Raw genomic sequence first — 7251 nt, 5'->3', positions numbered from 1 at the left:
GCGGGCAGACCGGCCGCCACCAGAGTTTGCTTCGGACATGATCAGATCCTCCGTAAAAGCTGGGAGAACCCGTCGGATGCCGTCTGATCGACACGCCGATCTCTATCGCGAAGTCAGACGCAAACCACCTGGCTGGCGGCGCATATCGCGATGAGTGTGCTCACCGTGTTCCGCGCATCGCGTGGCGCACCGTGGCCGGGATCGTCACCCGGGTGGTCGCCGACGGCCGCGACACCAACGACCTGTTGTCGGGCCTGGTCCGCATCGGCATCGACGAGATCGCCTACCGCAAGGGGCACCGCTATTTACCGTGATCGTCGGCCACACGACCGGCCGGCTGGCGTGGGTCGCCGAGGGCCGCAACACCGAAACCTGGGCAGGTTCTTCGATCAGCTCGGGACCCAGCGATGCGCACTGTTGACCCATGTCAGCTGCGACGCAGCGGAATGGATCCACGCCGTGGTGCGCGCACGCGCACCGCAGGCGGTGATTTGCCTGGATGCGTTCCACGTCGTGTCCTGGGCACTCAAAGCGCTGGACAAGGTGCGGGCACGCACCATGACCCGCGCCAGGATCCACGACCGGCACGCAATGTGGGCGACCCCAAGAACCCCGGCCGACGTGACCGGTGAGCAACGCACCAGCCTCGCCGAGATCGCAGTCACCAACCAGGCCCTGTACTGGGCCTATCTGCTCAAAGAGCAGCTGCGTGAGGTTTTTCGGGTCAAGGGCCGAGCCGGTCGGCAGCCTGCTGGCGGGATGGTTGTCGTGGGCGTCGCACTCGCGCATCCACGAGTTCGTCGCGCTGGCCCGGAGTTTCCGGACTGTGGACCAAATAGAGTCCGATCCGGAAAGGATGTAGAGAAGGTGGCGCAGAAATACACGAAATACAAACCCGAGTTTCGTGATGAGGTCGCTAAGCTCATCGTCGAGTCGAATCGTTCAATCGCCGAGGTGGCGCGTGAATATGGGCTCAACGAGACGACTGGTGGCGGGTGGGCGAAGAAATACCGTGCCGAACACGCGGCCGACGAACCACCTCTAGAATTATCCGAACGTGCCCGACTGCGCGAACTTGAGCGCCGTACTACCGGACACCGAGCACCTGAATTCACACCTCGCGGCATAAAAGGAGCGAAAACCGCAGTCCGGAAACCGCGGGGCAGTCCATCGCGCTGGCCCGCAGCATCCGCCGCTACCGCGATCTGATCTGGAACACCATAGACCACGGTCCTGTCCAACGCCCGATCCGAAGCCACCAACACCCACCTGCGGGCATCGACTAAACGCGCCTACGGATTTCACAGTCCCGACGCGCTCATCGCCATGGCGCTGCTGACCCGAGGCGGACTCTGCCCACCACTACCCCGCCGCGCCCCATGAAATCCAGCCCACGGAAACGTCAGTAGATCCCAGCGTCACCTGCCTTCCAAGCTGTTTCAGGTCGAGTAAGCGGTGTAGTTCAAAGTGGTCATCATTCCGGCTTCCAAGTGGTAGCCGTGATGGCAGTGCAGCATCCAGGTGCCCGGGTTGTCGGCAATCAGCACGGCGTTGAGTTTCTGGTTCGGCAGCACGATGACGGTGTCTTTGCGGGCGCCCAGGGTGCCGTCGGGTTTGATCACCTGAAAGGTGTGACCGTGCAGGTGCATGGGGTGGTACATCATCGTCGAGTTGGTGAAGGCCAGGGTGGCTCGTTGGCCCTGTTTGACGGTCACCGGCGGATTGTCCGGGTAAGGCTTCCCGTTGATCGCCCAGTCGTATTTCATCATGGAGCCGGTGAGTTCGAGGACCAGGTTCACATCCGATTGCACTGACCCCAAGCTTGCGGACGGTGGGGCGGTGAAGGTTTCGACGGTACCGATTCGGCCGTTGAGCTCGGGCGGCTGGAAGTTGACGTCTGGTGGGCTGCCCCCAGCGGTCTTCAGCAATGCGCGCCCGGGTTTCGCCGGCTTGCCTTCAGGCATTGCTACCAGCGGGAAGACCCCGTCGCCGGCGGTGACGATGACGTCATAGCGTTCGGCCATGCCCACCAACAGTGCGTCGGTGTCGGTCGGCGCGACCGGGAAACCGTCGGTGTGGGTGACCGTCATGACGTGGCCTGCCAAAGCCACGCGGAAGGCGGTATCAGCGCCGGCGTTGATGATTCGGATGCGAATGCGCTGGCCCGGTCTCGCATCAAAAGTGGTCGGCGCTGCCGCAACGCGACCATTTACCAGGTAGTACGGGTAATCGATGTCGCCGGCGTCTCCGCCGAGCAAAGCACTGCTATACACCGCGGACATTTCGGGCATTTCCTGGCGGCTGGGTCCCTGAGTTGGCGTGTGAGAGCCTTTGAGTTCATCAAATATCTGTTGAGGATTCTTGCCGATGCCGTCGGTCCAGTCGTCGAGGATGACGACCCATTCGGCGTCGTAGCGGCCTGGGTCGGCGGGGTCGTCGATGATCACCGGCAGATAAAGCCCGTAATCGGTCTGCAGGCCGACGTGTGGGTGAGCCCAGTAGGTGCCGGGGTGCGGCGACGAGAACCGGTAGGTGAAGTCGCTGTTGGCGCTGATATTGGGGGTGGATGGGAAGACGCCGTCCATGTCGTTGCGCAACGCGATGCCGTGCCAGTGCACCGAGGTGGCGTCGCCGAGCCGGTTCCTGACCGTAACGGCCAGTTCGTCCCCGATATTGGCGCGGAGCAGCGGGCCGGGCAGGGAGTCGCCGTAGGCCAGTGTGCCCGCGATCGGACCGCCCAGGTCAACCGACGCCGACTGAGCGGTCAGGGTCGAGGTGACGGTCCGTCCGGTATGCGGGCGGGCCTTTTCGGCCGCAGCGATGGCCTGCTGCAGGTTCGGTGCGGGATCGCTTCGCCCACATGCCCCGAGCGCCAGGCCGGCCGCGCCGGCAATCGACGCGGTGACGAACGTGCGGCGATTGAGTAGGACGTCATTCCACTGTGCTCGCATCACCATTCCTTCGTCGGTTTCTCTGTTTGCCGCGTCTGCTGCCGCGGGGTAATTCGTCTAACACCGTCGATGTGCTTTCCCCGGCGATGAGCGGCGCCATGATGTGTTCATTGCGATGCTTGTTGACGAGTTTGCTACTGATCCCGGGATGCGTCGACCAGTGTCGCGCTCAAGATTGTTCCCGCTGAACTTCGGGGGATTGCCGAGCGCCGGTTGATCCGCTCGCGCATTGTTCGGCTGCGCGGGGCTGCAGGTGATGATTGCGGTCGAGGATGCGCAAAGCCAAAGCCGCGAGGACACCGATGACGAAGAGCCCTACCCATACCAATTCACCGGCTCCTGCCTGCCGCGCTGCACCCATTGCCCAACCGGTGGCCAGGTTGCCGGCAAGGATTCCCACTCCGACGATGGTGTTGTAGAACCCGTAATGCGTAGCCACGAGCCGGCCTCCGGCGAGGGCCATAACGGTGTCCATCTCGAACGGGAAGACCGCGGCCGAGCCGACGGCCAACATAGCGGCAGTCACCAGCAGCGCGGCGGCAGCCGCAAAAATTCCGAGTCGGGAGCCGTCGGGGACGGCCACCAGCGGCAAGAACGAGGCCGCCAGGGTGGCCAGCCCGATGGCTAGGCTGCGCCCAGTGCCCCACCGGGCGGCGAACCAGCGAGTGATGCGCAGCTGTCCGGCGACCGCCACCAGACCCGAAACCACGAAGATCGCTGCCACCAGCAGTGTTTGGTAGCGCTTGGTCACCAGCGCCGCCTGCAGCGGCAGGGCGAGATAGACCTGGAAGGACAACACGTAGGAGCCGATCATCGCCGCGGCGAACAGCAAGAAGGACCGGTTGCCCAGGACGACTCGCCAGTCCTCGAGTATCGATGTTTTTTCCGGTCCCAGATCGGCGCTGTGCTGCGGCAGCGCCAGCAATTGCGCCACTGTCAGCACCGCGAAGATCGCCGCCGCACCTGCCGCCGTGATGCGGAAGTCGATAGCCACCAGCAGAACTCCGACTAGCGGGCCGAGCAGAATTCCGGCCTGATAGAAGATGTTGAACACCGCGAACGCTTCCACGCGGCGCTCACGTGAATCGGCGGCGAGATATGCGCGCACCGCGGGGTTGAACAACGCTCCGGCGAAGCCGGTGGCAGCTGAGGCGATCAACACGACCGGCAACGAGTGGGCGAAGATCAGCAACGCGAAGCCGCCCGTGCGGAGCAGACAGCCGGCCACGATCAATGGTTTATAGCCGATCCGGTCTGCCAGCGTGCCGCCCACAATGAACATGCCCTGTTGGGAGAAGTTGCGGACACCCAAGACCAGCCCGACGGCCCACCCCGCCAGCCCGAGTGGGCCGGCGAGGTAGGCCGCCAGGTACGGCATCAACATGTAGAACCCCAGGTTGATGCCGAACTGGTTGATCATCAGCATCCGGCTGGGCCGGTCGAAGCTGCGGAATTGCGTCAGCAATTCCATTACTGCATCGCTACGGTGGGATCCACCACGGTGGTGCACCGGGTCCAGGACTGCACGACCTGCTGGTTGGGGTGGCCGATCATGGCCGGCTCTTCGGGCGGTAGCTGGTCGAGGAGGCCGTGCTGGCGGCAGTATTCGTCGTTGTAGATGGTGTCGAAATAGCGTTGCGGGCCGTCGGGGAAGACCGCGGCGATGGTGGTGTCGGCGGACATGGTGCGTGCGGCCCACCCGGCGACCAAACCGACGGCCCCCACGCTCCAGCCGCCGCTGGCGTGGTGGGTGGCTGCCAGGGCACGCGCCGCCCACACGGCCTCGGCGGGCGCCACCCAGTGCACCTCGTCAAACGCCGCATAGTCGACGTTTCGGGGGTAGATGCTCGATCCCAGACCCCGCATCAACCGGGTCGCCGCGGGTTGGCCGAAGATCGTCGAGCCGATGGTGTCCACCCCGATCACCTGCAGACCAGGGTTAGCCTTGCGCAGCACCCGTGCCACACCAGCCGAGTGCCCACCGGTACCCACCGAGCACACCAGCACATCGATGCGACCGAGCTGGTCGAGCAGCTCCAGGGCCAGCGGCCGATACGCGTCAGTGTTGTCGGGGTTGTTGTACTGGTTGGGGCACCACGCGTCATGGTCAGCGGCCAGCAGCTGCGCGATGCGGTCTTTGCGGGCCTGTTGCCATCCGCCGACCGGGTGGGGCTCAGTGACCAAGTCAACCTCGGCGCCGTAGGCGCGCAACAGGTTCTGCACGATGGGTTCCATGCCCGGGTCGGTGACCACCGTGACCGGGTGCCGATACACCATGCCGGCCAGCGCCAGCCCCAGGCCCAGGGATCCGCTGGTGGATTCCACGATGCGGGCTCCCGGGCGCAGTTCACCGCGGGCACGGGCGCGTTCAACCATGTGCACTGCGGGCCGGTCTTTCATACTGCCGCCAGGATTGAAGCCTTCCAATTTGGCCCAGAAGCCGCGGTCGGCGGCAGTCAGCGGCTCCGAGATCCGCAACACAGGGGTGTTGCCTACCAGCCCGGCTGGCTGGTGATGACTTGCCATCGCCGGGGGGCATTGTTCGGCGCTATCTCGGCGGTTCACCACCGCCAGTGACCGGGAACTGCACGACAAACGAGATTCCAGAGAGTTCGAAGAACGAGCAAAGTTGTTGTTCATGCGATCGTCGCTTTCTAGCGTGAGGCCGCGGGCGCAGCCATTGACAAAGGGAGCGGCCACCGGCCGTCGTGACGATGCACAAACGGCCTGGCGCTACCCAGTCAGCGACGAGAAGTGCACAACCGCGTCAAAAGTTCTTGACCGGTCAAAATAGCGGCGAGCCCACGCGGCGGACCGCGCCCGCCCGATATCACGTGCCGCCCGAACAATCCGACTGCGCCTACCGCCGCTACCACCACGCTCAGAGCCGCCACCGTGGTGACGGGCGCGTTGGGCAGCACGGCAGTCACGAACGCCTCATGATGGGCGACCGACGGGCTTTCTATGTGCGCATGATTGCTGTTGATCCTGAACTCGCCACCCAGCGAACTCACCAAGACATGCGCCGGATGGGATGCAGCAGACTCATGCCGCACCTCGGCGTGTCCGAGAATGAGCATCCACACCGTGACTGCGGTCACCGCAGCAGCTAGTGCCGCGGTCAATCGCCACCACGGCCGTTGCCATACCTCTGTTCCGCTCACGGTAATTACAGGGTAGCAATACGACCTGTGCTCCGCCGACGGCAGGCGGCCATGCTGGAACATCGCGTCCGCCCGCGCCGTCGAGAACCCCATACCCCCCGAGGGTACAGGCGGATGGGGCGTGCGGCAAGGGGCGGCAAGGTCACGATGGGTACCCTCCGGCTCTTGCCCATTGTGCATTGAGGGTTTATTGATAATCGTTATCATTGTCCTTACCATGCAAGACTTTACCTCCGACAGTGACGTTGAAGTACCGCCGACAGTGACGTCGAAGTTCAACGACCTTCACCACATTTGACCAGGCCTGGACCAGATTCCAGCGACGTAGCGAACCGCCGTTTGCGAGGCCCGCACGTACGGTGGTGTGGGAGGAGGGCCGGGCTGCCCGGCCCTCCTTACTCCCTTTTCAGCGGTTGTCAGCCGAGTGACTTCACCAGTTGGCGGCAAGCGGCTTCGCAGCGCCGGCACACGTCGGCGCAGACCCGGCAATGCTCATAATGGCCGCCATGATCGTCACACATGTCACCGCAAGATTTGCACACCGTCGCGCATGCTTCCACGATGGCACGCGTCAGGTTGGCGTCGTAGCCAGTGTGGCGCGACAGCACCCGACTGGTCGTCGTGCACATATCGGCACAATCGAGATTGCTGCGGATGCACTTGGCCAATTCCCGGACGGATTCCTCGCTTAAACAAGCGTCGGCGCATGCTGTGCACGCTTGGGCACACTCATCACACCACGGTCTCGGTACATGCTGTCAGTGCCTGACGGTCAACGTTGCCCAATTCTTGGGGATAGGTCTCCAGCATGCGGCCTGCAGTACCCACGTTACTTCCTCCGTTTCGGACTCGAATTTTCAGACCCTTGCCCCCGGATGGTCATCCCCGGCAGCGTCCCCTGTAGCTTGAAGCTGCGCCACAGGCGACCAATCCATCCGTACCCGCCCCCCGTAGCAACAAACAAGATTTTGGAAAGCGATGGCTAGTCCGGAGCAACAATCAGAACCTACCTCAAAATTTCACGGTCGCCGGAGTTCTCCCCTTGCGGCTGCTGAGATCACGAGTTGATCTTGATTTCCGGCTTGTCCGTAGGCGGCACCGCCGCGTGTCGTGCGCTGACGCCGGGTTCCACGGTC

At 63.6% G+C, this 7251-nt stretch carries 6 protein-coding genes and 2 pseudogenes; 3 read left to right on the top strand and 5 right to left on the bottom strand.

The features are described 5' to 3' along the window. Window positions 1–191 precede the first annotated feature (191 nt). From EET03_RS32375 to EET03_RS10680, 3 genes and pseudogenes are all read left to right on the top strand, one after another. On the top strand, window positions 192–314 hold the full coding sequence (locus EET03_RS32375; protein WP_167470622.1) for a transposase: 123 nt from the start codon (window positions 192–194) through the stop codon (window positions 312–314). A 28-nt stretch (window positions 315–342) separates the two neighbouring features. Then, a complete protein-coding gene (locus EET03_RS10685) occupies window positions 343–1209 on the top strand; it encodes a transposase (RefSeq protein WP_167470621.1) in 867 nt (288 codons plus the stop codon). Then, window positions 1206–1383, top strand: a pseudogene (locus tag EET03_RS10680) (transposase); the annotation flags it as partial. The gene EET03_RS10685 and the pseudogene EET03_RS10680, both read left to right, overlap by 4 nt. A 56-nt stretch (window positions 1384–1439) precedes the next feature. Here the strand turns inward: EET03_RS10680 and EET03_RS10675 are convergent. The 5 genes and pseudogenes from EET03_RS10675 to EET03_RS10655 all read right to left on the bottom strand — a co-directional run bounded on the left by EET03_RS10675 (window position 1440) and on the right by EET03_RS10655 (window position 6943). Beyond that, the gene (locus EET03_RS10675) at window positions 1440–2951 is read right to left on the bottom strand and encodes a multicopper oxidase family protein (RefSeq protein ID WP_075541101.1); all 1512 of its coding nucleotides are present in this window, start codon (window positions 2949–2951) and stop codon (window positions 1440–1442) included. Between the two features lie 169 nt (window positions 2952–3120). Continuing rightward, window positions 3121–4422, bottom strand: coding sequence for an MFS transporter (locus EET03_RS10670; protein WP_082274431.1), 1302 nt, complete (start codon window positions 4420–4422; stop codon window positions 3121–3123). Further along, window positions 4422–5477 carry a PLP-dependent cysteine synthase family protein gene (locus EET03_RS10665; RefSeq protein ID WP_075541098.1) on the bottom strand — a complete coding sequence of 352 codons (1056 nt, stop codon included), beginning with the start codon at window positions 5475–5477 and terminating at the stop codon, window positions 4422–4424. Before EET03_RS10665 ends, EET03_RS10670 begins: the two co-directional genes overlap by 1 nt. Before the next feature lie 215 nt (window positions 5478–5692). Beyond that, complete coding sequence (gene lpqS / locus EET03_RS31365; RefSeq protein ID WP_244232304.1) at window positions 5693–6115, bottom strand: putative copper homeostasis (lipo)protein LpqS; 423 nt, start codon at window positions 6113–6115, stop codon at window positions 5693–5695. 416 nt (window positions 6116–6531) lie between these two features. Continuing rightward, a pseudogene (locus EET03_RS10655) lies at window positions 6532–6943 on the bottom strand (four-helix bundle copper-binding protein). Window positions 6944–7251: the final 308 nt, after the last annotated feature.

This window comes from Mycobacterium innocens, assembly GCF_900566055.1.
GTDB classification, from domain to species: domain Bacteria; phylum Actinomycetota; class Actinomycetes; order Mycobacteriales; family Mycobacteriaceae; genus Mycobacterium; species Mycobacterium innocens.
Note: the sequence above shows the minus strand (reverse complement) of the source record. Positions and strands in the feature narration are given on the sequence as shown.

Coding starts and splice junctions, on each gene's coding strand:
- EET03_RS10665 (WP_075541098.1), bottom strand. CDS start 5,477: ATGGCAAGTCATCACCAGCCAGCCGGGCTGGTAGGCAACACCCCTGTG.
- EET03_RS10675 (WP_075541101.1), bottom strand. CDS start 2,951: ATGCGAGCACAGTGGAATGACGTCCTACTCAATCGCCGCACGTTCGTC.
- EET03_RS10670 (WP_082274431.1), bottom strand. CDS start 4,422: ATGGAATTGCTGACGCAATTCCGCAGCTTCGACCGGCCCAGCCGGATG.